Below are 24,355 nucleotides of genomic sequence, written 5' to 3'. Positions count from 1 at the left end.
TTGCTTAGCGGATGTTCAGTAACGCATCAAACAGCGAGCTCGCCGTCTGTAAGACCTGTGCGTTTGCGAGATAATATTGCTGGTAACGCTGTAAGTTACCGTACTCTTCGTCGAGGTTAACGCCGGAGATAGACTGCTGCTGGTTGCTCAGCTGCGTCACCACGTTATCCTGGGTGGTGCTGCTGCTCTTCAGCGTGGCCGTGGTGCTGCCCACGGTGCTGACCAGCGCGGCATAGGCATCGTTGAAGCTCTTGTTGCCGCCGACGCTTTTGCTTTTTTGCAGATCCAGCAGCGCCTGGCCATTGACGTTATCGCTATCGCCGCTGGTGGCGGACGCCGCCATGGCAATTTTTGACTCGTCCTGGAAGGCCAGATCCATATTGACGATGGCATTGGCCGTCGGCTTGATAATAAAGCTGTCGTTATTGCCCGCACCGTTGGTAGCGCTAATGTTGACCTTCAGGCCGTCAAAGTTCAGGCTGCCGTCGTTAGCATCCGGCGTGGCGGTAAACGAGGTGTTGTCTGACAGGCGAGTGACCTGCCACTTCGAGCCGTCGTAAACTACCTTATAGTCGGTGGCCTGCACCTTGCTGCTGTCGCTCACCGTGGTGGTCAGCGCCGCATCGCCGGTGTTGCGTGCGTTGCTCAGCGTGGAAGGCGATCCAATGGTAAAGAAGTCGCCGCCCTTATCGCCGTTAGCGTCATAGCCTTTGGCATGCTGGGTGTTGAAGGCGTCGGCAAAGGAGAGCGCCAGCTGGCCCAGCGAGTTGCGGGTCTGGTCGAGGTTCTGGCTGCGGAAGGTCAGCAGGCCACCAAGGGAACCGCTGTTGAGCAGCTTCTCTGGGATCTCCACGTTGCCCGCGGTGGCATCAACGTAGGCCACGGTGGTACGGGACGGATCCGCGCTGGACGGCACGGCAGCCAGCTGACGCGAAGAGCTGCCCTGAACCAGGGTGTAGCCATTAGCCATGCTGATGTTATAGGTGCCGCCGTCCTGGACGCTCACTTCCACGCCAACAATCTTGTTGAGCTCGCTCACCAGCTGATCGCGCTGATCCAGCAGGTTATTTGGCGAGGAGCCTGCGCCCACGCCGGTCAGACGGGAAATCTGATCGTTAAGGTTAGCGATCTGGGTGGTGTAGTTGTTGATCTGATCCACGCTGGAGGAGATAGACAGGTTAACCTGCTTATCCTGATCGCGCAGATACTGATCGGTCACCTTGAACTGGTTTACCAGCCCGTCGGCTTTGCCCAGCAGGGTCTGGCGGGAGGCCGGATCTTCTGCGTTGCTGACCAGCGTTTGCAGGCTGGTAAAGAAGCCCTGCATGGTGGTGGCCAGGGTATTCGTCGAGCCAGAGAGCATGTCATCAATCTTAGACATCTGCTCATAGCGCGTGGTCAGGCCGCTGCTCTGGGTCTGCGCGGCGCGCAGCTGATTGGTGATGAAGGCGTCATATTCACGCTGGACGCCGGTGACGTTCACCCCGTTGCCAACCCAACCGCCTGCACCCAGCGTACTGTTTGCCTGTGCCAGCACCGTCGTCTGACGGGTATAGCCCGCGACGTTATAACTGGAGATGTTATTACTGACGGTATTCAACGCGGCCTGGGCTGCATTCAGCCCGCTCATGGCGCTGTTAATCAAGCTACTGGACATGGAGATTCCTTATACACTTTTAGACATAAGTCCTGCTAACGATTATCGGCAGCGCCAGGCTGAACTTGAGTGCTGTCAGAACAGATTTTCAATATCGTTGCTGTAGGCTTTACTCACCTTATCGCTAAGGGATTTCAGCTGCTGGATCATGCTGGTAAGCTTACGGGCATAGTTTGGATCGGTGGCGTAGCCCGCACTCTGCAGCGCCTGCGCCCCCTGCTCGGCAGTCGCCGCGGTGGTGACGGCGGCATAGCGCGGGTTGCGCGACAGCAGGCCAACGTAGTCCGACAGCGCCTCCAGATAGGAGCCGTAGACGCGGAACTTCGCCTTCACCTTCTTCGCCTCACCGTTCTCATATTCGGTGGTGGTGATCTCGGTGGTCGGCCCCTTCCAGCTGCTGCTGGCCTTGACGCCAAACAGGTTAAAGCTCGGCTCACCGTTTTCACGCTTGATCTGCCGCTGCCCCCAGCCAGACTCCAGCGCCGCCTGGGCGAGGATCAGGTGGTGCGGCACCCCGCTCTGCTCGCTGGCCAGTCGCGCCGGCAGGGAGAGCTGAGCGAGGAAATCCTTGCTATCGCCGGACAGGGCGGCATCGTTGCCCCCGCCGTCGGGCGTTTTCGGCATCGCCTTGCGCACCATCTGGGTCAGGGCCTGGTTTTGATAACTGGTCACCGTTTCCAGCGGGAACTTCATTGGCACCTGTGAAGGTGCCTCAGCAGGTTCGCTCTGACCACCGGACATCTGCTTCACCATCATCTCCGCCAGCCCCAGTCCCTTGCCAGCGGTCAACTGCTGGGCAATCTGCTGGTCATACATGCTGGTGTACATGCGGGTAGAGTCGCTGCTAAACAGGCCGTCTTTTGGCAGGGCTTCACGCATGCTTTTCAGCATCATCTGCACGAACATCCCCTCCACCTGACGGGCCACCGGGCGCAGGTTAGCCTGCGGATCCTGCCCGGCCTGGGTTTTCAGTTCATTCAGCGATTGCGCATCCCATGCCGCGCTCGCCATCATCCGGCTGTCGGTTAGCATTAGATAATTTCCAGTTTCGCGCGCAGGCAGCCTGCGCTCTGCATTGACTGAAGGATCGACATCAGATCGATCGGCGTCGCGCCCAGCGCGTTCAGCGCCCGGACAACGTTGTTCAGGTTGGCGCTGGAGCGAACGCTCTGTAGCGAACCGCCGCTCTGGCGCAGGTCGATCTGCGTCTGCGGGGTGACCACGGTCTGACCGCCGCCAAACGGCGTATCCGGCTGGCTGACGTTGGCCTGGCGGTTTACCGTCACCGAGAGGTTGCCCTGGGCCACCGCACAGCTGTCCAGCGTCACTTCGCGGTTCATCACCACCGATCCGGTACGGGAGTTGATCACGACCTTCGCATCCTGCGGCGTCACGCCAACTTCCATATTCTGGATATCAGCCAGGAAACGCACCTGCGAGCTGTTGCCGCTCGGAACGCGGATCTGGATGGTTCGCGCATCCAGCGCCGTGGCGCTGCCGTAGCCGCGAGAGCGGTTGATGGTGTCGGTGATCTGCTGCGCCAGGGTGAAATCTTCCTGGTTCAGCTGCAGATTGATGGTGTTGCCGGAGCCAAACTGGCTAGGCAGCTCACGCTCTACCACCGCGCCGCCGGTAATACGGCCGCCGTTGAGCTGGTTAACCTGCACGCTGCTACCGCCTGCCGCTGCGCCCGCACCGCCGACCAGCACGTTGCCCTGCGCCAGAGCGTAGACCTGGTTATCGACGCCTTTCAGCGGCGTCATGATCAGCGTACCGCCACGCAGGCTCTTGGCGTTACCCATCGAGGAGACCACCACGTCGATGGTCTGCCCCTGGCGGGCAAACGCCGGGAACTGGGCAGTAACCATCACCGCCGCCACGTTTTTCAACTGCATGTTGGTCCCGGCAGGGACGGTGATCCCCATCTGGGAGAGCATGTTGTTCAGGCTCTGGGTGGTAAACGGCGTCTGGGTGGTCTGGTCGCCCGTCCCATCCAGGCCGACAACCAGCCCGTAGCCAATCAGTGAGTTCTGTCGTACGCCCTGTACGCTGGTGAGGTCGCGGATGCGCTCGGCCTGGGCAATGGTTGCTACCAGTACCAGCGCGATCCCTGCCAGATATTTAAACATTGGTCACCCCGTTACATCGGCGAGAGGTTAAGGAAGAAACGCTGCAGCCAGCCCATATTCTGCGCTTCATTGATATAGCCGTTGCCGACATATTCGATGCGCGCGTCCGCCACCTGGGTGGACGGAACGGAGTTGCTGCCGCTGATGGTGCGTGGGTTCACGACACCGGAGAAGCGGATGAACTCAGTGCCCTGGTTAATGGCGATCTGTTTTTCACCCACGACGTGTAAGTTACCGTTGGCCAGAACCTGGTCAACCGTCACGGTCAGCGTTCCGCTGAAGGTGTTGCTGGCGTTGGCCCCACCCTTACCGTTAAAGCCGTTGCTGCCTGAGGCGTCGACATCCGCCCGGCCGTTGCCAAACAGGCCTTCTAAGTAGCGCGGCGCAGTACCGACGCCGAAGTTGGTTTTGCCGTCGCGGCTGGCGTTCGCCGACGAGCTTTTGCTGGCGCTGACGTTCTCTTGCAGCACGATGGTCAGCGTATCGCCTACGTTACGCGGCCTGCGATCCTCAAACAGCGGCTGATAGCCGTAGTTGATTGGCTGGGCGGTCTGAAAAATGGAGCCGTTGACAATGGGCTGCGGGCCGGGCGTGGGCTGCGCAGTAGTTGCGCCCTGCACCAGCGGCGTCGAGGGGATCCAGGCACACCCGTTGAGGGTGAGTGCCACCAAAGCCATAAGCGGATAACGAAACGCGGCGGATTTATGCATTGCTTTCATCTTCGAAATCAGGGGCCCGGCGCGGCGGTTACTGCCGCGCCGGAGCGCGCCTTAGAGTTGCGTCAGTTTTTGCAGCATCTGATCGGTAGTCGATACGGCTTTACTGTTAATTTCGTAAGCGCGCTGAACCTGGATCATATTCACCAGCTCTTCAGCCACGTTCACGTTAGAGGTTTCAACATACCCCTGGTAAAGCAGCCCTGCACCGTTCAGGCCAGGCGTCGAGTCGTTCGGCGCGCCGGAAGACTGCGTTTCGGTATAGAGGTTCTCACCAATGCTTTCCAGACCGGTATCGTTCATAAAGGTGGTCAGGTTGAGCTGCCCTACCTGTACCGGTGCGGCCTGGCCCTGCTGGGTCACGCTCACCACGCCGTCACGGCCAATGGTGATGCTCAGGGAGTTCGCCGGAATGGTAATGGCTGGCTGCACCTGGAAACCGCCGGCGGTCACCAGCTGGCCGTTCTGATCCACCTGGAACGAGCCGTCGCGGGTATAGGCCGAGGTGCCGTCCGGCAGCATCACCTGGAAGAAGCCCTGGCCTTTGATCGCCACGTCTTTACTGTTATTGGTCTGGGAGAGGTTACCCTGGCTGTGCAGGCGCTCGGTGGCCACCGGACGAACGCCGGTACCAATTTGCAGGCCTGACGGCAGCGTAGTCTGCTCGGAAGACTGCGCGCCGGGCTGGCGAACGGTCTGGTAGAGCAGATCTTCAAAGACCGCACGCTGACGCTTGAAACCGTTGGTGCTGACGTTCGCCAGGTTGTTGGCGATGACGTCCATATTGGTTTGCTGGGCGTCGAGGCCGGTCTTGGCAATCCATAAAGAGTTAATCATAGTTAGTCCTGTATTAGCTCATCGACAGCAGTGAGTTAGCACGCTGCTCATTTTCATCAACGCTGCTGATGACCTTCATCTGCATCTCAAAGCGACGCGCGCTGGCGATCATATCGGTCATCGCGGCCACCGGCTTGACGTTGCTCCCCTCCAGCACGCCCGACATCACACGGATGGTGGGGTCGGCCTGCAGGGTCGCGCCGCGGGTCGCCTGGGCGGCCTGGCTGAGACGGAACATGCCGTCATCGCCACGCACCACTTCAGTCCCGGTCGCCTTAACCAGCTTCAGCTTACCAATCGGTGATACCGTGTTCGGCGGATCGCCGGGGGTCAGCGCCGAGACGGTGCCGTCCGCCGCAATGGTGATCTCCGCCCCTTCCGGCACGGCAATCGGACCCGCATCGCCCATTACCGGGTTACCCTGGATGGTCAGCTGACCGGTCGGGCTCACCTGCATATTACCGTTGCGGGTATAGCCCTCGGTGCCGTCCGGGGTCTGCACCGCCAGCCAGCCGTCCTGTTGCAAGGCAACGTCCAGCGGGCGGGAGGTGTAGTCCATCTGGCCCTGGGTCATATCCGCGCCGGGGGTAGACGCCGCTACCAGCGTACGGGTAGGCAGCGACAGGCCCTCTACCGGCACGGCGCGCAGCGCGTTGAGTTGCGCGCGGAAGCCCGGCGTAGAGGCGTTCGCGAGGTTGCTGGCCGTAACCGCCTGCTGGTTGAGCGTCTGGCTGGCCGCGCCCATCGCGGTATATATTGCGTGATCCATGAAGCCGTCCCGTCAGGCGCTTAGCGCAGGTTAACCAGGGTGTTAAGGATCTGATCCTGGGTTTTGATGGTCTGCGCGTTTGACTGATAGTTACGCTGCGCGACGATCATGTTGACCAGCTCTTTACTCAGATCGGTGTTGGATGCTTCCAGTGCGCCGTTGGTCAGGGTACCGAAGTTACCGTTGCCTGCGGTGCCCAGCAGCGCCACGCCAGAGGACTGGGTCGCCGTCCAGACGTTGTCGCCTTCAGAGGCCAGGCCTTCGTTGTTAGCGAAGTTAGCGAGTACGATCTGGCCCAGCAGCTGGTTCTGCTCGTTAGAGTAGTTACCCACTACGGTGCCGTCGTCGTTGATCTGGTAGCTCACCAGGTCACCCGGCTTATAACCGTTCTGGTTAGTGGCCACGATGTTGTTCGCACCGGTGTTCTGCTGCATCGAGTTCAGGAAGCTCAAGCTGAAGGTCGCCGGGGTTGCGCCCGGGATCGTTGCCGTCGTCACGCTGGCGGTGCCGCCGGAGGTCAGCGCGCCGGTGTTGCTGAAGCCCAGCGTGGTGGAGAGCGTCGCAGGGCTGTTCGCCACGCTGCTGTCCTGGGTGTAGACGTTCCAGGTGTTGCTCGCCGTGCTCTTCACGAAGTAGACGTTCATGTCGTGAGAGTTACCCTGGCTATCGAAGACCGTCACCGAGCCTTTTTTGTTGTAGCTGTCGGCGTTGGTCGGATCAAAGGCCACGGTCGGCGCAGCGTCGGTGGAGTTCAGGTTGATCTGCATCGCCGCTGTATCGGTGGTTTTCGCCGCCATCAGCGTGTTGGGAATAGAGATCGCCGTCGGGTTCGCGCCCTGCTGAACAGTCGGCGGGGTGCCGGTGGCCGGGAAGCCGGTCAGCTGCAGGCCCTGCATGTTAACGATGTTGCGGTTTTCGTCCAGCTTGAACTGGCCGTTGCGGCTGTAGAATACCGACCCGTTGCTGTCCACCAGACGGAAGAAACCGTTCTGGCTGATAGCGACGTCCAGGCCGCGACCGGTGTTGGTGGTCGTGCCGTCGGTGAAGTCCTGGGTAATACCCGCTACCTTCACGCCGAGACCGACTTTAGAACCGGCAAACATATCGGCGAAGGACGCGGTGCCAGATTTAAAGCCATAGGTGGCGGAGTTGGCGATGTTGTTACCAATGACATCGAGGTTGGTGGCCGCAGCATTCAGGCCGCTGACCGCTTGTGAGAAGGCCATGACTTACTCCTGATAAGTGTAAAGGCTTATATAATCTGCCGTACTTCGTCGAGGGTGGTGGTACCGTAGGTACCCAAATCTAAGGTGTTACCGGTACTGCTTTTGGTGACGCCCTGCACCAGCGCAAACTGCAGCGGCTGAGCCACGAGCTGGGTAGAGCCGTTGCTGGCACCAATGGAAACGGTGTAGGCGCTGTCCGGTGCGGCGGTGCCGTCGGTCATCTTGCCGTCCCAGCTAAAGGTGTGAACACCCGCGCTCAGTCCGCCAATATCAATAGTGCGTACGACCAGGCCATTTTTATCGGTAATGGTGGCGGTGACTTTGTCCGCAGGCTGGGTCAGCTCAACGCCAAACGGCGTGGTGGTTTCGCTGCCTGCCAGCACGGTGGTGCCTGGGATCATCACGCCGTGGCCGATGAGGGTGCTCGCCTGCAGCGACTGGCTGTTGTCGATCTGGCCGGAGATCGCACCGAGGGTGGTATTGAGCTTCTCAATGCCGCTCACGGTATTGATCTGTGCCAGCTGGGTGGTCAGCTCGTTGTTCTCCATCGGATTGGTGGGATCCTGGTTTTTGAGCTGAGCCACCAGCAGCGTTAAGAAGCTGCTCTGCAGATCCGTTGCGCTACTGCCGGAGGTCGCGCTGGTCGCTTTCGATGTGGCGGTAGTGCTGGTGGTGTCGTTGAGATTTACAGCGATAGACATGCGACTCTCCTTTACGAACCAAGCGTGAGCGTTTTCAGCATCATGCTCTTCACGGTGTTAAGTACTTCAACGTTTGCCTGGTAGCTGCGTGAAGCGGACATGGAGTTAACCATCTCGCCGACGACGTCTACGTTGGGCATCCGCACGTAGCCTTTAGCATCGGCAAGCGGGTTGCCTGGCTCAAAGACCAGCTTTTCCGGCGCCTGGCTCTCAATGACGTTGGCAACCTTGACGCCGCCGGTGGCTGCGCCCGGGGCCGCATTCACCTGGAACACGACCTGCTTGGCACGGTAGGGCTGGCCGTCGGGGCCGGTGACGCTGTCGGCGTTCGCCAGGTTACTGGCCGCCACGTTCAGCCGCTGTGACTGGGCGGTCAGCGCCGATCCGGCGATATCAAAAATGTTCAGTAATGCCATCGATTAATTCCCCCCCTGCAGCACGCTCATCATGCCTTTGATCTGTCCACCCAGAACGCTCAGCCCGGTCTGGTATTGCAGGCTGTTATCGGCAAACTGGGTACGTTCCCGGTCCATATCGACGGTGTTACCGTCCAGCGACGGCTGATCGGGAATGCGATAGAGCAGTTCAGTAGACGGTGCGGCGATGGTCTGGGCAGGAATATGGCGGGCGGAAGTCAGTGCCAGCGATACACCGCTGGTTTCGGCCCGGCCGCGCTCCATCACTTTTTTAAGTTCGCTGGCAAAATCCATATCGCGCGCCTGATACCCCGGGGTATCGGCGTTGGCAATATTGGCAGCCAGAACTTCCTGGCGCTGCGCGCGCAGGTTTAATGCTTCTTGCTGAAATCGTAGCGCGGCATCGAGTTTATCGAGCATGTCTCCCCCGCTGATGACTATTATGCTGATGAGAAATTGACAGATGACAGCTTAAAGGGCAGAGGGCACGCCTTATCGTTGGAATAAACGCAAAATGCGTCGCTATTTATTGCGTTGATAGATTTGCACTGCGGGTAAAATCCTCTCACTTTCTCATCCAGGCAGGAGTTCGCCATGCACAGTGTGAAAAGCCTCTGCGCTGCCATGTTGCTGTTGATTAGCCCCTTTGCGGCCGCGCAGGATCTCACCGCCCAGCTGACCACCTTTTTTGCCCAGCGGCTGGCTGGCTTTAGCGACGAGGTCGCCGTCACCGTGCGCACGCCAGCTAACCTGCTGCCTGCCTGTGAACAACCGGCGCTGAGCGTCGCGGGTAGCGCGAAGCTGTGGGGCAACGTTAACGTGCTGGCCCAGTGCGCCAATGAGAAACGCTATTTGCAGGTCACGGTAGAGGCAACCGGCAACTACGTGGTGGCGGCCCAGGCCATCACCCGCGGCAGCACGCTCGCACCGGACAGCGTGACCCTTAAGCGTGGCCGTCTGGATCGGCTGCCGCCGCGCACCATGCTCGATATTAACCAGGCCCAGGATGCGGTTAGCCTGCGCGATCTCGCCCCAGGCCAGGCGATTCAGCTCTCGATGCTGCGCCAGTCGTGGCGCGTAAAAGCCGGACAGCGGGTGCAGGTGATCGCCAGCGGCGACGGCTTTAGCGTAAACGGTGAAGGCCAGGCGCTGAACAACGCCTCGGTGGCGCAAAACGCCCGCGTGCGCATGACCTCGGGGCAGGTGGTTAGCGGAACGGTAGCGCCTGATGGGAATATTCTGATTAACCTGTAATCTTTTTAAAGAATTTGCGGCACCTGCCGATAATTAAGCAATATATGATGATGGCAAGCCACAACGGCCGCGAACCCTCGATGAGGACAACACTATGAGCATTGATCGTACATCGCCTTTAAAGTCGGTTAGCACTGTCCAACCGCGCGAAACTCACGATACTCAGACCCCAAAAGCGCGTCTGGAAAAATCCGCTACCGCGAACAGTACCAGCGTCACGATTAGCAATGCGCAAACCAAGCTGACCCAGGCGGGCAGTGAAGATATTAATATGGAGCGCGTGGAAGCCCTGAAAACCGCAATCCGTAACGGCGAGCTGAAAATGGATACCGGCAAAATTGCCGACGCCCTGATTAGCGAAGCGCAGAGTTTCCTACAGAGTAAGTGAGCGTATGAGCAAACTGTCAGAAGTTCTTGATCAAATGACAGTTATCCTGAACGCGCTGAAAGGCGTGATGGATGCTGAGCAACAACATCTTTCTGCGGGCCAGATTAACGGCAGCGCGCTACAGCGTATTACCGAAGAGAAGAGTTCGTTGCTCGCCACGCTGGACTATCTTGAACAGCAGCGTCGTGCCGAACAGAATATGCAGCAGAGCGCAAATGATGATATCGCAGGCCGCTGGCTGACTATCACTAAAAAAACGCAGCACCTACGCGAGCTTAACCAGCACAACGGCTGGCTGCTGGAAGATCAGATCCAGCGCAACAGGCAGGCGCTGGAGGTGCTAAAACCGCATCAGGAGCCCGCCCTCTACGGCGCGAATGGCCAAACCTCGGTTACCCACCGCGGCGGCAAGAAAATCTCCATCTGATCTTGCACCGCACAGGCCCGGGCACCGCTGCCCAGGCCTGTTCTGTTTTACGCCGTCCGGCGAGCAAACTCCTTCACCTTAAAGCCCAGCAGCGCCAGCGTGGCGAAGTAGGCAATGCCCCCCACCGCTACCACCGCCATCAGGCGCAGCAGTCGCCAGGCCATGGCGCCCTGCGACCACTCCGGCATTATCGAGAGCACCCCCAGCAGCGCGGCGGCCATTACCACAACGGCAATAATCAGACGCAGCAGAAAACGCTGCCAGCCCGGCTGCGGGGTAAAAATCTTCTGCTTGCGCAGCTGCCAGTAGAGCAGGCTGGCGTTGAGGCAGGCCGCCAGGCCAATGGACAGCGCCAGTCCGGCGTGCTTGAGCGGGCCGATAAAGGCCAGGTTCATCAGCTGGGTCATAATCAGCGTGACGATAGCGATCTTGACCGGCGTTTTGATGTCCTGTCGCGAGTAGAAACCCGGAGCCAGCACCTTCACTACAATCAGCCCCATCAGCCCCACAGAGTAGGCTACCAGCGCCTTCTGGGTCATCAGCGCATCGGTAGCGGTGAATTTGCCGTACTGGAACAGCGAGACCGTCAGCGGTTTGGCGAGGATCCCCAGCGCCACGGCGCTCGGCAGCGCCAGCAGGAAGCAGAGGCGCAGGCCCCAGTCCATCAGGCGACAGTACTCGTCGTGGTTGCCGCTGGCGAAGCTGCGAGAGAGCGACGGCAGCAGAATCGTGCCCAGCGCCACGCCCAGCACGCCAGAGGGAAACTCCATCAGACGGTCGGCGTAGTACATCCACGACACCGAGCCGGAGACCAGAAACGAGGCGAAAATAGTGTTGATGATCAGTGAGATCTGGCTGACCGAGACGCCAAGGATCGCGGGCCCCATCTGCTTAACAACGCGAATTGACCCTGCATCACGCAGGCTGATGCGCGGCAGTACCAGCATGCCAATCTTTTTGAGGTGCGGCAGCTGATAAAAAAGTTGCAGCACGCCCCCGACGGTCACCGCCCAGGCCAGCGCCAGCACCGGCGGGTGAAACAGCGGTGCGGCAAAGAGCGCAAAGCCAATCATGCTGACGTTTAAAAGGGTGGGCGCAAAGGCCGGCACCGAGAAGCGGTTCCAGGTATTCAGGATCGCCCCCACCAGTGAGGCTAGCGAAATCAGCAGAATGTAGGGAAAAGTGATCTTCAGCAGCTGGGTGGTGAGCGCAAACTTGTCGGCGGTATCGGCAAAGCCCGGCGCGGTGACCATGATCACCCAGGGCGCGGCCAGCATCCCGGCAATGGTCACAATCGCCAGCACCAGCGTCAGCAGACCGGAGACATAGGCGACAAAGACGCGGGTCGCATCTTCCCCCTGCTTGCTCTTGTACTCGGCCAGAATAGGCACAAACGCCTGAGAGAATGCCCCCTCCGCGAAGATACGGCGCAGCAGGTTAGGAAGCTTGAACGCCACAAAGAAGGCGTCGGTTGCCAACCCTGCGCCAAACACCCGCGCCACGATGGCGTCGCGGGCAAAACCCAGCACGCGGGAAAAGAGAGTCATCGAGCTGACCGCAGCCAGCGATTTTAATAAATTCATTACCGTATTAATCCGAACCCTGCGGCAAAACGCCTGCATAGCAGGCGTTAGAAGAAGCGCTTAGTCTACCTGGATTGCGATGAAATACTACATCCAGAAACTATTACCAGATACGACAGCGAGTTATTCAACCATCGCCTCGCGCCAGAGCCTGTCGATGATGCGCTGGGCCAGCACCGCCTGCTCCCCGGAGGTTTCAGGTGCAGTCTGATTTTTCACACAGGTGATAAAGTGCCGGGCGCAACCCACGAAGCCACGCTGCTCAAGGGTGCTTTGCCAGCCGGGGATCGGACGCAGCGTAATGCCGCTACCCTGCTCTTCCCGCCACTCGCGCATATCGGTCACGTCATACAGGCCACCATCGGTCACCGCCTGCACCCACTCGCGCTGGCTGCCCGCCCGGCGATGCATGCTGGTGGTGATGTGCAGGGCCTGGTGGCTAAAGTGGTGCTCGGCGTAGATCATCGCCCCCTCGTCGTTAGTCAGCAGCGTGCCGCCGTTAAGCTGCCCTTCGCCCCCCGCCAGCCACAGGGCGGTGTCCACCACGTGGAGGTAGTCGTCCAGCAGCGTAAAGCGCAGATCGTGCGGCCCGACGCTGTCGCTCCGGTGCTTATCCATGCGCAGCGATGCCCCGCTGGCGAGGCGGGTTTTCAGGTCGCGATACAGGGGGGCAAAGCGGCGATTGAAGCCGACCATCAGGATCAGCTTTTTACGCGCAGCCAGCGCCACCAGCCGCTCGGCGTCGGCAAGGTTCTCCGCCAGCGGCTTATCAACGCAGACGTGCACGCCGGCATTTAAAAGCTCGCTGACTACCGCGTAGTGTGAGGCCGTAGAGGTGTGAACGAACACGGCATCGCACTGGGCAGCCAGCTCCGGCAGCGATCCGGCGTAGGGCATCCGCCAGCGCTGGCAAATGTCTAACGCCTTTTCCCGCGACGGCGACCAGGCCGCCTGCAGCGTCCAGTCGGTGGCGGCGCCCAGTACCGGCAGCCAGGCCTTCTGGGCAATACCACCCAGCCCCACTACGCCTATGCGTAACTGTGTCATGGTTAATCTCCCAGATGTGCCCGCAGCGAATCGAGACGCTGCTTCAGTTCGGCGACCTCGCCCTCCAGCGCCGTCACCCGCGCCGCGAGATCGTCTGGCTGTGGCTCGTCGCGCTCCGCGGAGGCGGCCTCCGGGGCCGCCTCGCCGCTAAACAGGTGCATGTAGCGGCTTTCACGTTTGCCCGGCTCGCGCGGCAGGCGAACCACAAAGGGCCCATCCTCCCGGTCGGCCAGCGCTTCTAACGTCTTTTCGACCTCCGGCACGTCGGCAAACTCATGCATTCTTGCCGCCCGCATCCGCAGCTCGCCTGGCGTCTGTGCGCCGCGCAGCAGCAGCGTGGTGACGAGCGCCGTCTCGCCGCTGCTGAGCTTGAGGTTACCAAACTCGGAATTACAAAAGCGCTGTTCGTATTTCGTGACCCGATTGCCGAAGCCGCTGACGTTGCGCAGATAGTGCCGTTTGACCAGCGTGTCGAGGAGATCCTGCACCTCGGCGTCGCTGAGAGACATAACGGGTTCACGGTTGGTTTTCTGATTGCAGGCGCTGACCACTGCATTCAGAGAGAGGGGATACTGCTCAGGCGTCGTCACCTGCTTCTCCAGCAGACAGCCAATAATCCGCGCTTCGGCGGGGCTTAACAGGATTTTCATTTTCGTCTTTCCTTAGTTGCGGCCAGCGGTCCACTCCTGGGTGGTCAGCGCCGTCAGGACGTGATCGCGCCACTCGCCGTCGATCAGCAGATAGGCTTTGGCATAGCCCTCTTTTTCAAAACCCAACCGCGCCAGCAGGCCGCCGCTGCGCTGATTGTGCGGCATGTAGTTAGCCATAATGCGGTGGATATGCTGGGTGCGCTGCATATAGCGGATCGCGGCGGTCAGCGCCTCAAACATCAGCCCCTGCCCCTGCCACTTCTGTCCGATGGAGTAGCCCAGATAGCAGGCGTGAAACGAGCCGCGCACCACGTTAGAGAAGTTAGCGACGCCAACGATCTCTTTTTCGTCGGGATCGAACAGCGCAAAGTAGAAAGCGCTTCCCTGCTTGTGAAATTCGTTAATCATGCTCAGGCGCGCCTGCCAGCCGGACGGATAGCAGTGGCTCTCATCGCGTATGGGCTCCCAGGGCTTTAAAAACTGGCGGTTTTCTGCGTAGTAGTCTGCTAAACGCCATGCATCGCGTTCATGCACTAAACGTACCACCAGCCGGTCCGTCGTCAAGCGCACTTTTGGAACGTTGTTACGATAGCCGAACATTCATCACCACTCCTGTCAAAACATCTTGTTACCCCTGCGGATAACTATACCTGCGCCAGGCCACTATTACGATAAAGAGCATCAATCAAAGCGTTGCTTTGATAAAAAAATATCGTCGCCGCAGCGGTGGGAAAATGGTCAGCAACCACGCAAAATAGCAGGGTAACTATTTTGACATTCCCAGGAGGGGAGATGTCCCGCGTATCGCAGGCCAGGCGCCTGGGTAAATATTTCCTGCTCATCGATAATATGCTGGTTGTGCTCGGTTTTTTTGTTGTCTTCCCGCTTATTTCTATTCGCTTTGTGGATCAGCTCGGTTGGGCCGCCCTGATGGTGGGGATTGCCCTCGGCCTGCGCCAGCTTATCCAGCAGGGGCTGGGGATCTTCGGCGGTGCTATCGCCGACCGCTTTGGTGCTAAGCCGATGATCGTCACCGGCATGCTGCTGCGGGCCGCCGGGTTCGCCACCATGGCGGTAGCGCAGGAGCCATGGCTGCTCTGGAGCTCGTGCATCCTCTCTGGCCTCGGCGGGACGCTGTTCGATCCACCGCGCTCGGCGCTGGTGGTCAAGCTGATCCGCCCGCACCTGCGCGGACGTTTCTTCTCGCTACTGATGATGCAGGACAGCGCCGGGGCGGTGATCGGTGCCCTGCTCGGCAGCTGGCTGCTGCAGTACGATTTCCGCCTGGTGTGCGCTACCGGCGCGGTGATCTTTGTCCTCTGTGCCGCCTTCAATGCCTGGCTGCTGCCCGCGTGGCGGCTCTCGACGGTGAAAATCCCGGTGCGGGAGGGGCTTAGCCGGGTCGTGGCCGACAAACGCTTCGTGACCTACGTTCTCACCTTAACCGGCTACTACATGCTGGCCGTACAGGTGATGCTGATGCTGCCGATCATGGTGAACGACATCGCCGGTTCGCCCGCAGCAGTGAAGTGGATGTATGCCATTGAGGCAAGTCTTTCGCTGACCCTGCTCTACCCGCTCGCCCGCTGGAGCGAAAAACGTTTTCGCCTTGAGCAGCGTTTGATGGCCGGCCTGCTGTTTATGTCCTTCAGCCTGCTGCCGATTGGCATGGTGAGTTCGCTGCAGCAGCTCTTTACATTAATTTGCACGTTCTATATCGGCTCGATTATTGCCGAACCGGCGCGGGAAACGCTGAGCGCTGAGCTGGCCGATGCCCGGGCGCGGGGCAGCTATATGGGCTTCAGCCGCCTGGGCCTCGCCTTTGGCGGATTCCTTGGCTATGCGGGGGGTGGCTGGCTGTTCGACGCCGGAAAAGCCTTCAGCCAGCCCGAGCTGCCGTGGATGATGCTGTCGGCGATTGGCCTGGTGACGCTGTTTGCGTTGTGGTGGCAGTTCAGCCCCCGTCATCCCCGGACAGGGGTGCTCGAACCGGGGGCCTGATTTGAAAGGCGCTTTTTTCTCTTCCATACTGATGGTTACGGACAACCATCACCTGGAGGGGAAACGTGAAGCTCTATATTTACGACCACTGCCCGTACTGCCTGAAAGCCCGCATGATCTTCGGCCTGAAAAATCTGCCGGTCGAACTTAACGTGTTGCTCAACGATGATGAAGCCACGCCCACCCGTATGATTGGCCAGAAGATGGCCCCAATCCTGCAAAAAGATGACAGCCGCTACATGGCCGAGAGCCTGGACATTGTGAAGTAAGTTGACCAGCTCGACGGCGAGCCGCTGCTGACCGGCGCACGCAAGCCAGCCATCGAGACATGGTTGCGCAAGGTTAATGAGTACACGAACCGCCTGCTGCTCCCGCGCTTTGCCAAAGCACCGTTTGATGAGTTTGCAACGCCCGAGGCGCGCGCTTACTTCATCAAGAAAAAAGAGGCCGCTATCGGCGACTTTAGCGAGCATCTTGCCCATACGCCGGGGCTGGTGAAAAAAATCAGCGATGATCTGCGCGATCTGGATAAGCATATTGTCCAGCCCAACGCGGTTAACGGTGAACTCTCTGAGGATGATATCCACCTCTTCCCGCTGCTGCGTAACCTGACGATTGTGCCCGGTATTGTCTGGCCAACCCGCGTCGCCGACTATCGCGACAATATGGCCAAGCAGACGCAAATTAACCTCCTCTCCTCTATCGCAATTTAACCTCTGGTTCGGCGGAAGCGTAGGTTTCCGCCACCGCTTTCAGCCTTTTCTGCTGTTACGCCTCCCGCTGGTGCGCCAGGCTGCTTTATGTCACGATGGCATAAATGGATGGCTTTTGAGGGATCCCATGAAGAAGATTTTATTTGCCGCAGCCCTTGTTGCAGGCGGCCTGCTGGCAGGCTGTAACCAGCTCACCCAGTACACCGTCAGCGAGCAAGAGATCAACCAGGCGCTGCAAAAGCACAACAATTTTTCCCGCGATATTGGCCTGCCGGGCGTGGCGGATGCGCATATTGTGCTAAATAACCTGGTCAGCGCTATCGGGCGTGACGATCCGGGCAAAGTTACGCTCTCTGGCGACGCCGGACTGGATCTTAACTCCCTGTTTGGTAGCCAGCAGGCCACGGTTAAGCTGAAGCTCAAGGCGCTCCCGGTTTTCAATAAGGAGAAAGGAGCGATCTTTCTCCAGCAGATGGAGGTGGTTGACGCCTCGGTAATGCCGCAGAAGATGCAGCCGGTCGTACAGACCCTGATCCCCTACCTGAACCAGGCCCTGCAGAACTACTTTAACCAGCAGCCTGCCTACGTCTTAAGCGAAGACAGCAGCAAGGGCGAAGCGCTGGCGAAAAAGTATGCCAAAGGGCTGGAGATTAAAGAGGGCGAAATTGTGATCCCCTTTATTAACTGACCGATAGGCGCACCGTAATTTTTGCTCTGCGGTCAGGAAAGTGGTGCAAACGAAAACGTTTACGCCTATGCTTAGTGCCCGGCATAAAACCAGCCATTATTGACTTCACTTTAGCCGGAGCACTACCATGACAGCACAACCCCAGGTTTTAAAAATTCGCCGCCCTGACGACTGGCACGTACATCTGCGCGACGGCGATATGTTGAAGACTGTGGTGCCCTACACCAGTGAAACCTATGGCCGCGCTATCGTGATGCCAAACCTGGCACCGCCGGTGACCACCGTCGAAGCCGCCATCGCCTACCGCCAGCGTATTCTTGCCGCCGTCCCTGCCGGACACGACTTTACCCCGCTGATGACCTGCTACCTTACCGACTCGCTGGATCCCAACGAGGTCGAGCGCGGCTTTCGCGAAGGGGTCTTTACTGCAGCCAAGCTCTATCCGGCCAATGCCACAACGAACTCCAGCCATGGGGTGACCAGCATTGACGCTATCATGCCGCTGCTGGAGCGGATGCAGATGCTGGGTATGCCGCTGCTGGTGCACGGCGAAGTGACCCACGCCGAGATTGACATCTTCGATCGCGAGGCGCGCTTTATTGAAACGGTGATGGAGCCGCTGCGCCAGCGCCTGCCTGCGCTGAAGGTGGTGTTTGAGCACATCACCACTAAAGATGCCGCCGACTATGTGCGCGAGGGCAATGAGCTGCTGGCAGCGACTATTACCCCGCAGCATCTGATGTTTAACCGTAACCATATGCTGGTGGGCGGCGTGCGCCCGCACCTTTACTGTCTGCCGATCCTCAAGCGTAACGTTCACCAGCAGGCGCTGCGTGAACTGGTCGCCAGCGGCTTCGACCGTGCTTTCCTTGGCACCGACTCCGCCCCGCATGCGCGCCTGCGTAAAGAGACCAGCTGCGGCTGTGCAGGCTGCTTCAATGCCCCGTCGGCGCTGGCCAGCTACGCCACCGTCTTTGAAGAGATGAACGCTCTGGCACATCTTGAAGCCTTCTGCTCGCTTAACGGCCCACGCTTCTACGGCCTGCCGGTCAACGAGGGTTACGTAGAGCTGGTGCGCGAAGAGGAGCAGGTGCCAGAAAGCATCGCCCTCAGTGACGATACGCTGATCCCTTTCCTGGCAGGCGAACGCGTTAACTGGCGGATCCGTCGCTAAAAAAGAGTTTGCTCCCTGTTGTAAGTTCTGCGTCTATACTGTATAAAAATACAGTACATTACTCAGGGGGCAATCATGCGTATTGAAGTGACTATCGCTAAAACAACACCCTTACCGCCGGGCGCGATTGATGCGCTGGCAAGCGAACTCTCCCGCCGTCTGCAGAGCGACTATCCCGACACCGAAGGCAAGGTGACCGTCCGCTATGCAGCTGCCAACAATCTGTCTGTTCTCGGCGGTGCCAAAGGTGATAAAGAACGCGTTAGCGAGATCCTCCAGCAAACCTGGGAGAGCGCGGACGACTGGTTTACGCAGGATTAATGGTTGTTTCCCTATTGTGCTTTTGCCGGGTCGCCCCGGCTTTTTTTCACTTTTAGGCATTATTCTGATGGTGCCGCTTATCTCTGTAATAAATAAGCCGTAATTAGCCCTTTTCTTGTTCAAAAAATTCTAAGAAAGTTCAGAAAAAATGCCCCTATTTTTTTTATTGGCGCAATCTGCTTAATTATTGATATACTTAAGTTGCTTCAAAAAACACGCATTGAACCTCAAGAGTCGTTGTCACTACACACGCATTTAGGGGGTTAAAATGGTAAAAAATAATGAAGTCATTCAAACCCATCCGCTCGTAGGGTGGGACATCAGCACCGTGGACAGTTACGATGCGCTGATGCTGCGCCTGCACTACCAGACCCCAAACCACGCCGACCGTGACGATACCGAGGTCGGACAGACTCTGTGGTTAACGACCGATGTTGCTCGTCAATTTATATCGATTCTAGAAGCCGGCATTGCCAAGATCGAATCTGGCGACTACCAGGAAAACGAGTACAGGCGGCATTAATGAATGCTCATTTTTCAACCAACAGGCACCCATAGGGTGCCTTATTTATTTGTGGCTTGTATAACGTCGGCGGGTTAATTACTCTCCTGAGCACGCGTTTTTGCCAGGAGAGCTTATGAAATACGATCTTATTATTATCGGTAGCGGTTCAGTGGGCGCGGCGGCGGGCTATTATGCTACCCGCGCGGGGCTGAAGGTGCTGATGACCGATGCCTATATGCCGCCACACCAGCAGGGTAGCCATCATGGCGATACGCGGCTTATCCGCCACGCCTACGGCGAGGGCGAAAAGTATGTCCCTCTGGTGCTCAGAGCACAGACGCTGTGGGAGCAGCTGGCAGCAGAGAGCGGCGAAGAGGTGTTTATCCGCAGCGGCGTGGTTAACCTGGGGCCCGCCAACTCTGATTTTCTACGCAACGTTGCCCAGAGCGCGCAGCAGTTTAACCTTAACGTTGAGCAACTCGACGCTGCGGCGCTGATGGCACGCTGGCCTGAATTTCGCGTGCCGGATGACTATATCGCCCTGTTTGAAGCCAACTCCGGCGTGCTGAAGAGCGAGCTGGCGATTAAAACCTGGATCCGCCTCGCCCGGGAAGCCGGCTGTGCGCAGCTGTTCAACTGTCCGGTGACGGCGATCCATCATCATGATGATGGCGTGACCATTGAGACGGCTGATGGCGAGTATCAGGGTGCGAAGCTGCTGGTCAGCGCTGGAACCTGGGTTAAGCAGCTGCTTCCCGCCCTGCCCATTCAGCCGGTACGCAAGGTGTTTGCCTGGTATCAGGCCGATGGCCGCTACAGCAGTAAAAATAACTTCCCGGCCTTTACCGGCGAGCTGGCCAACGGTGACCAGTACTATGGTTTTCCGGCAGAAGACGATGCGTTTAAGATAGGCAAGCACAACGGCGGGCAGCCGATCAGCAGCGAAGACGAGCGCCTGCCCTTTGGCCGCGTCGCTACCGACGGCTCAGAGAGCTTCCCGTTCCTTCGCCAGTGCCTTCCCGGCATCGGCGGCTGTCTGTACGGTGCCGCCTGTACCTATGATAACTCGCCGGATGAGGACTTTATCATCGATACGCTGCCAGACAGCAGTAGCACCATGGTCATCACCGGCCTCAGCGGACACGGGTTTAAGTTTGCGTCGGTACTGGGAGAGATTGTCGCTGACTTTGCCGCAGATAAAACGCCAGCGTTTGACTTAACCCCCTTTTCACTACGACGTTTCATGGCAGGATAAGCAGAAGGCCCCGCGCGGGCCTCTTCACGCTTAATTATCCCTGGAGATATAATGCGCCGGCTATTTACTTACCTTACAGAAAACGTCCGTGAACATTTGATGGCCTATATTGCCTTCTGGTCGCTGCTGGCCTTAATTGACTTTATTTATATACTCTATGCCGGATAAGTAATATTGACAAAAGTTGACATTACTTTAATAAAACCTAATTTGTGCGCAGTTTTTTTGAATGAACGTAAGCAGGCTGTTCAGCCTGCGAGCTCAGCGACACGCACCATTTCTTGCGATGTGAGACGAAATCATTGAAGGTCATAAGGCAAACCAGAGCAAAAAAACTGAAGGAAATTAAATAGCCTCTGGTTTTGTTATTTTTAAGTTGCATTAATATTTTTTGCAGGCCATTTTAAGTTAACTTTATATTTGAGTATGGTTAACTCTATGCAAATGCGTAATTCTGCTCGCCGCTATGGTGCGGTCTCTATTGCGTTACACTGGCTGGTTGCTCTTGTGGTTTACGGCATGTTTGCCCTTGGCCTGTGGATGGTTACGCTGAGCTATTATGATGGCTGGTATCATCAGGCCCCGGAGCTGCATAAAAGCATCGGCGTACTGCTGATGATGGGCCTGGTGGTTCGCCTGATCTGGCGTCATGTCTCTCCGCCGCCGAAAGCGTTAGCCTCTTACTCGCGCCTGACGCATGTCGCCGCCATTGGTGCGCACATTATTCTCTACGCCCTGCTGTTCGCCATTGTGATCAGCGGCTATCTGATCTCTACCGCTGACGGTCAACCCATTAGCGTGTTTGGCCTGTTTGAGGTCCCCGCTACCCTGGCCGACGCCGGTGCGCAGGCGGATCTTGCGGGTACCCTCCATCTGTGGCTGGCATGGAGCGTGGTGATCCTCTCCGTACTGCACGCCCTGGCCGCCCTTAAACACCATTTTATTGATAAAGACGACACCCTCAAACGTATGCTGGGTAAATCGTCCCCTGACTCTGGAGCATAAGATGAAGAAAAACCTGCTGGCATTAACCTTCGGCGCGCTGCTGTTCACCACCGGTTCCGCCGTAGCCGCTGATTACAAAATCGATACAGAGGGCCAGCACGCCTTCGTTAATTTCCGTATCCAGCACCTTGGCTACAGCTGGCTGTACGGTACCTTTAAGGACTTTAACGGGACTTTTACCTTTGACGAAAAGAATCCTGCGGCGGATAAGGTCAACGTCACTATCAATACCAACAGCGTTGATACCAACCACGCCGAGCGCGATAAGCACCTGCGCAGCGCGGACTTCCTGAACGTAGCGAAATTCCCGCAGGCAACCTTCGCCTCTACCGGGGTTAAGAAAGAGGGCGACGAGCTGGATATCACCGGCAACCTGACCCTTAACGGCGTGACCAAGCCGGTAACTCTCGAAGCGAAGCTGATTGGCCAGGGTGACGATCCGTGGGGCGGCGTACGCGCAGGCTTTGAAGCCGAAGGCAAAATCAAGCTGAAGGACTTCAATATCAATACCGATCTGGGTCCGGCAGCGCAGGAAGTGGATCTGATTATCTCCGTTGAGGGCGTGCGCCAGAAATAGCGCCGCCTCGCAGAGACCCTGCCGGGATCGCTCCCGGCAGGGTTGCAACGCTTACTCGGGGTCCGGAATGCCTAATTTGGTATTCAGACGCCCGCGGGATTTATTGAAGATCTTATTTCCGTTCTCACGCCCCGCCCGGCGACGACGCTGCTCCTCTTCCGGCAGCTCACGCTCCGTCTGGCACAGCTCGCTACAGCAGCCTTTAAACTTCTCCGCGCATGACGGGCACTGAATAAACAGCAGATGGCAGCCGTCGTTCAGGCAGTTAGTATGGCTGTCGCACGGCGTCCCGCACTGGTGGCAGTGGGCAATCACATCTTCAGAGATGCGCTCTCCCATCCGCTCGTCAAAAACAAAGTTTTTACCGATAAAGCGTACCGGCAAACCCTGCTCCCGCGCCCGGCGCGCGTACTCAATAATACCGCCTTCGATATGCCAGACCTTATTGAAGCCGTTGTGCTTCATCCACGCGCTGGCCTTCTCGCAGCGGATGCCGCCAGTGCAGTACATCACGATCTTTTTATCTTTATGCTCCTGCATCATGTCGACCGCCTTCGGCAGCTGCTCGCGGAAGGTGTCCGCCGGGATCTCCAGCGCGCGCTCGAAATGCCCCACTTCATACTCATAGTGGTTACGCATATCAATAAAGATCGCATCGGGATCGTCCAGCATGGCGTTGACCTCGGCGGCCTTCAGGTAATCACCGACGTCGCTGGCGTCAAAGGTAGGATCGTCGATACCGTCGGCCACAATGCGGTCACGTACCTTCATGCGCAACACCCAGAATGATTTACCGTCGTCATCCAGCGCGACGTTCAGACGCAGGCCGTCCAGCGCCGGATCGAAGGCGTAGAGGCACGCACGCAGGGCCTCAAACTGGCTCTCCGGGACGCTTATTTGCGCATTAATGCCTTCATGAGCCAGATAGATGCGACCAAAAACGTTCAGGGCGGTTAATGCCTTGTATAATGCATCGCGAGTGGTCTGAGGATCGATAATGGTAAAGTATTGATAGAATGAGACAGTGATGCGCGGCTCGGTTTCAGCAAGCATACGCGCCTTCAGCTCCTCATTCGAAATGCGGTTGTGTAACACTGGCATGGTGTACGTTTCCTGCAATCGGTGAATGATGAATGAAAATCGGGCAGCATCATAAAGCAATTACTGTTAATTTACATCCCCGGCGTTTACGTTACATTTGCACACCAGAACGATCAAAAAGGAGAACAGGCGTTGGAGAACAGGAAAGACCAAACGCATTTACCCCAATTTTCAGCAGCGTTGCTGCACCCTCGCTACTGGTTGACGTGGTTCGGCATAGGGATTTTATGGCTTATCGTCCAGCTTCCCTACCCGTTCCTCTATCGCCTGGGCTCGGGTCTTGGCCGGCTGGCCATGCGTTTTATGAAGCGCCGGGCGCACGTTGCTATACGCAACCTTGAGCTGTGCTTTCCTGAGATGAGCGCCAATGAGCGCCATGCGCTGGCGGTAAAGAACTTTGAGTCCACCGGTATGGGCCTGCTGGAGACCGGCATGGCCTGGTTCTGGTCAGATAAACGTCTTGCCCGCTGGATGGAGGTCATCAATTTTGAACCTGTGTACGAGCTACAGCGGCAAAAGCGCGGTATTTTGCTGATCGGCGTACACTTTTTAACCCTGGAGCTGGGCGCACGCATGTTTGGAATGCAGACGCCGGGCATTGGTGTTTATCGCCCCAACGATAATCCGGTGATCGACTGGCTGCAAACATGGGGACGCCTGCGCTCCAATAAAAGCATGCTCGATCGCAAGGATCTGAAAGGCATGGTGAAGGCGCTGAAGAACGGTGAAGTTGTCTGGTACGCGCCGGACCATGACTACGGCCCGCGTGCCAGCGTCTTTGTGCCGCTGTTCGCCGTCGATCAGGCTGCTACTACCTCAGGAACCTGGATGCTCTCGCGTCTCTCAGGCGCAGCGCTGGTTCCCTTTGTCCCACGCCGCAAAGCCGACGGCAAAGGCTACGAGCTGGTGATGCTGGATCCTGAGCTGTCCCCGCCCCTGGACGATGCTGAAACCACCGCCGCCTGGATGAACAAAGTTGTCGAGAAGTGCATTCTGATGGCCCCGGAGCAGTACATGTGGCTGCACCGCCGCTTTAAAACCCGCCCTGAAGGCGTGCCTTCACGCTACTGATTTTTAAGTCTCGTAACGCCGGATGGCGGCATAATGCCCTGTCCGGCCTACGATCTTCAGCGCCCGCCCGTGAATTATTTTCCGCAATCATTCTTGTAAAATCTCAGATTCAACTATTCTTTCCCTGAACAACATGTCAATTTC

Annotated in this window: 28 protein-coding genes and 1 pseudogene; 14 read left to right on the top strand and 15 right to left on the bottom strand. The window is 57.9% G+C overall.

The annotated features are described in order from the left end of the window. Window positions 1–4: 4 nt before the first annotated feature. From flgK to flgB, 10 genes are all read right to left on the bottom strand, one after another. Entirely contained in the window at window positions 5–1,657 is a 1,653-nt protein-coding gene (flgK, locus tag NR795_RS03930; RefSeq protein ID WP_144812554.1) for a flagellar hook-associated protein FlgK, read from the bottom strand. A 75-nt stretch (window positions 1,658–1,732) separates the two neighbouring features. Then, complete coding sequence (gene flgJ / locus NR795_RS03925) at window positions 1,733–2,689, bottom strand: flagellar assembly peptidoglycan hydrolase FlgJ (protein WP_257757205.1); 957 nt, start codon at window positions 2,687–2,689, stop codon at window positions 1,733–1,735. Beyond that, the gene (locus NR795_RS03920; RefSeq protein WP_042392737.1) at window positions 2,689–3,786 is read right to left on the bottom strand and encodes a flagellar basal body P-ring protein FlgI; all 1,098 of its coding nucleotides are present in this window, start codon (window positions 3,784–3,786) and stop codon (window positions 2,689–2,691) included. The genes flgJ and NR795_RS03920 overlap by 1 nt, the downstream gene beginning before the upstream one ends. A gap of 11 nt (window positions 3,787–3,797) precedes the next feature. After that, window positions 3,798–4,496 (bottom strand): flagellar basal body L-ring protein FlgH, encoded by a 699-nt coding sequence (gene flgH / locus NR795_RS03915; RefSeq protein WP_144812560.1) that lies wholly within the window; start codon window positions 4,494–4,496, stop codon window positions 3,798–3,800. 60 nt (window positions 4,497–4,556) lie between these two features. Then, entirely contained in the window at window positions 4,557–5,339 is a 783-nt protein-coding gene (gene flgG / locus NR795_RS03910; RefSeq protein ID WP_042392733.1) for a flagellar basal-body rod protein FlgG, read from the bottom strand. A gap of 13 nt (window positions 5,340–5,352) precedes the next feature. Next, complete coding sequence (locus NR795_RS03905) at window positions 5,353–6,108, bottom strand: flagellar basal body rod protein FlgF (protein ID WP_144812564.1); 756 nt, start codon at window positions 6,106–6,108, stop codon at window positions 5,353–5,355. A gap of 20 nt (window positions 6,109–6,128) precedes the next feature. Next, window positions 6,129–7,334 (bottom strand): flagellar hook protein FlgE, encoded by a 1,206-nt coding sequence (gene flgE / locus NR795_RS03900; protein ID WP_144812567.1) that lies wholly within the window; start codon window positions 7,332–7,334, stop codon window positions 6,129–6,131. Between the two features lie 26 nt (window positions 7,335–7,360). Beyond that, window positions 7,361–8,035, bottom strand: coding sequence for a flagellar hook assembly protein FlgD (gene flgD, locus NR795_RS03895; RefSeq protein ID WP_144812570.1), 675 nt, complete (start codon window positions 8,033–8,035; stop codon window positions 7,361–7,363). An 11-nt stretch (window positions 8,036–8,046) separates the two neighbouring features. Next, on the bottom strand, window positions 8,047–8,451 hold the full coding sequence (gene flgC, locus NR795_RS03890; protein ID WP_042392725.1) for a flagellar basal body rod protein FlgC: 405 nt from the start codon (window positions 8,449–8,451) through the stop codon (window positions 8,047–8,049). A 3-nt stretch (window positions 8,452–8,454) separates the two neighbouring features. Next, window positions 8,455–8,871: a flagellar basal body rod protein FlgB gene (gene flgB / locus NR795_RS03885; protein ID WP_103821236.1), complete on the bottom strand. Its 417-nt coding sequence runs from the start codon at window positions 8,869–8,871 to the stop codon at window positions 8,455–8,457. Between the two features lie 174 nt (window positions 8,872–9,045). On the opposite strand from flgB, the gene flgA reads away from it, so the two are divergent. From flgA to flgN, 3 genes are all read left to right on the top strand, one after another. Next, a complete protein-coding gene (gene flgA / locus NR795_RS03880) occupies window positions 9,046–9,705 on the top strand; it encodes a flagellar basal body P-ring formation chaperone FlgA (protein ID WP_144812577.1) in 660 nt (219 codons plus the stop codon). 94 nt (window positions 9,706–9,799) lie between these two features. Next, window positions 9,800–10,093 (top strand): flagellar biosynthesis anti-sigma factor FlgM, encoded by a 294-nt coding sequence (gene flgM, locus NR795_RS03875; RefSeq protein WP_042392719.1) that lies wholly within the window; start codon window positions 9,800–9,802, stop codon window positions 10,091–10,093. Between the two features lie 4 nt (window positions 10,094–10,097). Continuing rightward, the gene (flgN, locus tag NR795_RS03870) at window positions 10,098–10,520 is read left to right on the top strand and encodes a flagella biosynthesis chaperone FlgN (protein WP_222890137.1); all 423 of its coding nucleotides are present in this window, start codon (window positions 10,098–10,100) and stop codon (window positions 10,518–10,520) included. Between the two features lie 47 nt (window positions 10,521–10,567). Here flgN and murJ read toward each other — a convergent pair whose 3' ends face one another. The 4 genes from murJ to rimJ all read right to left on the bottom strand — a co-directional run bounded on the left by murJ (window position 10,568) and on the right by rimJ (window position 14,400). Beyond that, entirely contained in the window at window positions 10,568–12,103 is a 1,536-nt protein-coding gene (gene murJ, locus NR795_RS03865) for a murein biosynthesis integral membrane protein MurJ (RefSeq protein ID WP_257757201.1), read from the bottom strand. A gap of 123 nt (window positions 12,104–12,226) precedes the next feature. After that, a complete protein-coding gene (locus NR795_RS03860; RefSeq protein WP_257757200.1) occupies window positions 12,227–13,150 on the bottom strand; it encodes a Gfo/Idh/MocA family protein in 924 nt (307 codons plus the stop codon). A gap of 2 nt (window positions 13,151–13,152) precedes the next feature. Further along, window positions 13,153–13,800: a YceH family protein gene (locus NR795_RS03855; protein WP_257757199.1), complete on the bottom strand. Its 648-nt coding sequence runs from the start codon at window positions 13,798–13,800 to the stop codon at window positions 13,153–13,155. A 12-nt stretch (window positions 13,801–13,812) separates the two neighbouring features. Beyond that, window positions 13,813–14,400, bottom strand: coding sequence for a ribosomal protein S5-alanine N-acetyltransferase (rimJ, locus tag NR795_RS03850; RefSeq protein ID WP_257757198.1), 588 nt, complete (start codon window positions 14,398–14,400; stop codon window positions 13,813–13,815). 192 nt (window positions 14,401–14,592) lie between these two features. On the opposite strand from rimJ, the gene mdtH reads away from it, so the two are divergent. From mdtH to NR795_RS03800, 10 genes and pseudogenes are all read left to right on the top strand, one after another. Beyond that, entirely contained in the window at window positions 14,593–15,801 is a 1,209-nt protein-coding gene (mdtH, locus tag NR795_RS03845) for a multidrug efflux MFS transporter MdtH (protein ID WP_144812591.1), read from the top strand. Window positions 15,802–15,866: 65 nt separating this feature from the next. Further along, a pseudogene (gene grxB / locus NR795_RS03840) lies at window positions 15,867–16,514 on the top strand (glutaredoxin 2). A 127-nt stretch (window positions 16,515–16,641) separates the two neighbouring features. Further along, window positions 16,642–17,202 carry a lipoprotein gene (locus tag NR795_RS03835; RefSeq protein WP_144812597.1) on the top strand — a complete coding sequence of 187 codons (561 nt, stop codon included), beginning with the start codon at window positions 16,642–16,644 and terminating at the stop codon, window positions 17,200–17,202. 127 nt (window positions 17,203–17,329) lie between these two features. After that, window positions 17,330–18,376 (top strand): dihydroorotase, encoded by a 1,047-nt coding sequence (gene pyrC, locus NR795_RS03830; protein WP_257757197.1) that lies wholly within the window; start codon window positions 17,330–17,332, stop codon window positions 18,374–18,376. Between the two features lie 75 nt (window positions 18,377–18,451). Further along, on the top strand, window positions 18,452–18,697 hold the full coding sequence (dinI, locus tag NR795_RS03825; RefSeq protein WP_042392697.1) for a DNA damage-inducible protein I: 246 nt from the start codon (window positions 18,452–18,454) through the stop codon (window positions 18,695–18,697). A gap of 268 nt (window positions 18,698–18,965) precedes the next feature. After that, window positions 18,966–19,220: a biofilm formation regulator BssS gene (bssS, locus tag NR795_RS03820; RefSeq protein WP_103821249.1), complete on the top strand. Its 255-nt coding sequence runs from the start codon at window positions 18,966–18,968 to the stop codon at window positions 19,218–19,220. Window positions 19,221–19,335: 115 nt separating this feature from the next. Further along, window positions 19,336–20,457: an N-methyl-L-tryptophan oxidase gene (solA, locus tag NR795_RS03815; RefSeq protein ID WP_257757195.1), complete on the top strand. Its 1,122-nt coding sequence runs from the start codon at window positions 19,336–19,338 to the stop codon at window positions 20,455–20,457. Between the two features lie 51 nt (window positions 20,458–20,508). Then, window positions 20,509–20,625: a YceO family protein gene (locus NR795_RS03810; RefSeq protein WP_144812607.1), complete on the top strand. Its 117-nt coding sequence runs from the start codon at window positions 20,509–20,511 to the stop codon at window positions 20,623–20,625. Window positions 20,626–20,895: 270 nt separating this feature from the next. Beyond that, the gene (locus tag NR795_RS03805; protein WP_257757194.1) at window positions 20,896–21,462 is read left to right on the top strand and encodes a cytochrome b; all 567 of its coding nucleotides are present in this window, start codon (window positions 20,896–20,898) and stop codon (window positions 21,460–21,462) included. Window position 21,463: 1 nt separating this feature from the next. Continuing rightward, on the top strand, window positions 21,464–22,039 hold the full coding sequence (locus NR795_RS03800) for a YceI family protein (protein WP_257757193.1): 576 nt from the start codon (window positions 21,464–21,466) through the stop codon (window positions 22,037–22,039). A gap of 51 nt (window positions 22,040–22,090) precedes the next feature. Here the strand turns inward: NR795_RS03800 and NR795_RS03795 are convergent, their stop codons facing one another. Next, window positions 22,091–23,140 (bottom strand): rhodanese-related sulfurtransferase, encoded by a 1,050-nt coding sequence (locus NR795_RS03795; protein WP_042392689.1) that lies wholly within the window; start codon window positions 23,138–23,140, stop codon window positions 22,091–22,093. A 132-nt stretch (window positions 23,141–23,272) separates the two neighbouring features. Between NR795_RS03795 and NR795_RS03790 the strand changes: the two genes are divergently transcribed. Beyond that, on the top strand, window positions 23,273–24,211 hold the full coding sequence (locus tag NR795_RS03790) for a Kdo(2)-lipid IV(A) acyltransferase (RefSeq protein ID WP_257757192.1): 939 nt from the start codon (window positions 23,273–23,275) through the stop codon (window positions 24,209–24,211). Window positions 24,212–24,355: the final 144 nt, after the last annotated feature.

The sequence above is a fragment of the Pseudescherichia sp. L3 genome, assembly GCF_024656065.1.
In the GTDB taxonomy this organism is placed as follows: Bacteria; Pseudomonadota; Gammaproteobacteria; order Enterobacterales; family Enterobacteriaceae; genus Pseudescherichia.
The sequence above is the reverse complement of the archived record's forward strand: the minus strand, read 5'-3'. Positions and strand labels throughout refer to the sequence as shown.

What these genes read in the sequence shown, in the direction of transcription:
- NR795_RS03905 (WP_144812564.1), bottom strand. Translation starts at nt 6,108, where the DNA reads ATGGATCACGCAATATATACCGCGATGGGCGCGGCCAGCCAGACGCTC.
- NR795_RS03805 (WP_257757194.1), top strand. Translation starts at nt 20,896, where the DNA reads ATGCAAATGCGTAATTCTGCTCGCCGCTATGGTGCGGTCTCTATTGCG.
- murJ (WP_257757201.1), bottom strand. Translation starts at nt 12,103, where the DNA reads ATGAATTTATTAAAATCGCTGGCTGCGGTCAGCTCGATGACTCTCTTT.
- flgM (WP_042392719.1), top strand. Translation starts at nt 9,800, where the DNA reads ATGAGCATTGATCGTACATCGCCTTTAAAGTCGGTTAGCACTGTCCAA.
- mdtH (WP_144812591.1), top strand. Translation starts at nt 14,593, where the DNA reads ATGTCCCGCGTATCGCAGGCCAGGCGCCTGGGTAAATATTTCCTGCTC.
- flgK (WP_144812554.1), bottom strand. Translation starts at nt 1,657, where the DNA reads ATGTCCAGTAGCTTGATTAACAGCGCCATGAGCGGGCTGAATGCAGCC.
- solA (WP_257757195.1), top strand. Translation starts at nt 19,336, where the DNA reads ATGAAATACGATCTTATTATTATCGGTAGCGGTTCAGTGGGCGCGGCG.
- NR795_RS03860 (WP_257757200.1), bottom strand. Translation starts at nt 13,150, where the DNA reads ATGACACAGTTACGCATAGGCGTAGTGGGGCTGGGTGGTATTGCCCAG.
- flgJ (WP_257757205.1), bottom strand. Translation starts at nt 2,689, where the DNA reads ATGCTAACCGACAGCCGGATGATGGCGAGCGCGGCATGGGATGCGCAA.
- NR795_RS03795 (WP_042392689.1), bottom strand. Translation starts at nt 23,140, where the DNA reads ATGCCAGTGTTACACAACCGCATTTCGAATGAGGAGCTGAAGGCGCGT.
- flgN (WP_222890137.1), top strand. Translation starts at nt 10,098, where the DNA reads ATGAGCAAACTGTCAGAAGTTCTTGATCAAATGACAGTTATCCTGAAC.
- NR795_RS03800 (WP_257757193.1), top strand. Translation starts at nt 21,464, where the DNA reads ATGAAGAAAAACCTGCTGGCATTAACCTTCGGCGCGCTGCTGTTCACC.
- NR795_RS03855 (WP_257757199.1), bottom strand. Translation starts at nt 13,800, where the DNA reads ATGAAAATCCTGTTAAGCCCCGCCGAAGCGCGGATTATTGGCTGTCTG.
- flgG (WP_042392733.1), bottom strand. Translation starts at nt 5,339, where the DNA reads ATGATTAACTCTTTATGGATTGCCAAGACCGGCCTCGACGCCCAGCAA.
- flgH (WP_144812560.1), bottom strand. Translation starts at nt 4,496, where the DNA reads ATGCATAAATCCGCCGCGTTTCGTTATCCGCTTATGGCTTTGGTGGCA.
- pyrC (WP_257757197.1), top strand. Translation starts at nt 17,330, where the DNA reads ATGACAGCACAACCCCAGGTTTTAAAAATTCGCCGCCCTGACGACTGG.
- NR795_RS03920 (WP_042392737.1), bottom strand. Translation starts at nt 3,786, where the DNA reads ATGTTTAAATATCTGGCAGGGATCGCGCTGGTACTGGTAGCAACCATT.
- flgB (WP_103821236.1), bottom strand. Translation starts at nt 8,871, where the DNA reads ATGCTCGATAAACTCGATGCCGCGCTACGATTTCAGCAAGAAGCATTA.
- bssS (WP_103821249.1), top strand. Translation starts at nt 18,966, where the DNA reads ATGGTAAAAAATAATGAAGTCATTCAAACCCATCCGCTCGTAGGGTGG.
- NR795_RS03810 (WP_144812607.1), top strand. Translation starts at nt 20,509, where the DNA reads ATGCGCCGGCTATTTACTTACCTTACAGAAAACGTCCGTGAACATTTG.
- flgA (WP_144812577.1), top strand. Translation starts at nt 9,046, where the DNA reads ATGCACAGTGTGAAAAGCCTCTGCGCTGCCATGTTGCTGTTGATTAGC.
- flgE (WP_144812567.1), bottom strand. Translation starts at nt 7,334, where the DNA reads ATGGCCTTCTCACAAGCGGTCAGCGGCCTGAATGCTGCGGCCACCAAC.
- NR795_RS03835 (WP_144812597.1), top strand. Translation starts at nt 16,642, where the DNA reads ATGAAGAAGATTTTATTTGCCGCAGCCCTTGTTGCAGGCGGCCTGCTG.
- dinI (WP_042392697.1), top strand. Translation starts at nt 18,452, where the DNA reads ATGCGTATTGAAGTGACTATCGCTAAAACAACACCCTTACCGCCGGGC.
- flgD (WP_144812570.1), bottom strand. Translation starts at nt 8,035, where the DNA reads ATGTCTATCGCTGTAAATCTCAACGACACCACCAGCACTACCGCCACA.
- flgC (WP_042392725.1), bottom strand. Translation starts at nt 8,451, where the DNA reads ATGGCATTACTGAACATTTTTGATATCGCCGGATCGGCGCTGACCGCC.
- rimJ (WP_257757198.1), bottom strand. Translation starts at nt 14,400, where the DNA reads ATGTTCGGCTATCGTAACAACGTTCCAAAAGTGCGCTTGACGACGGAC.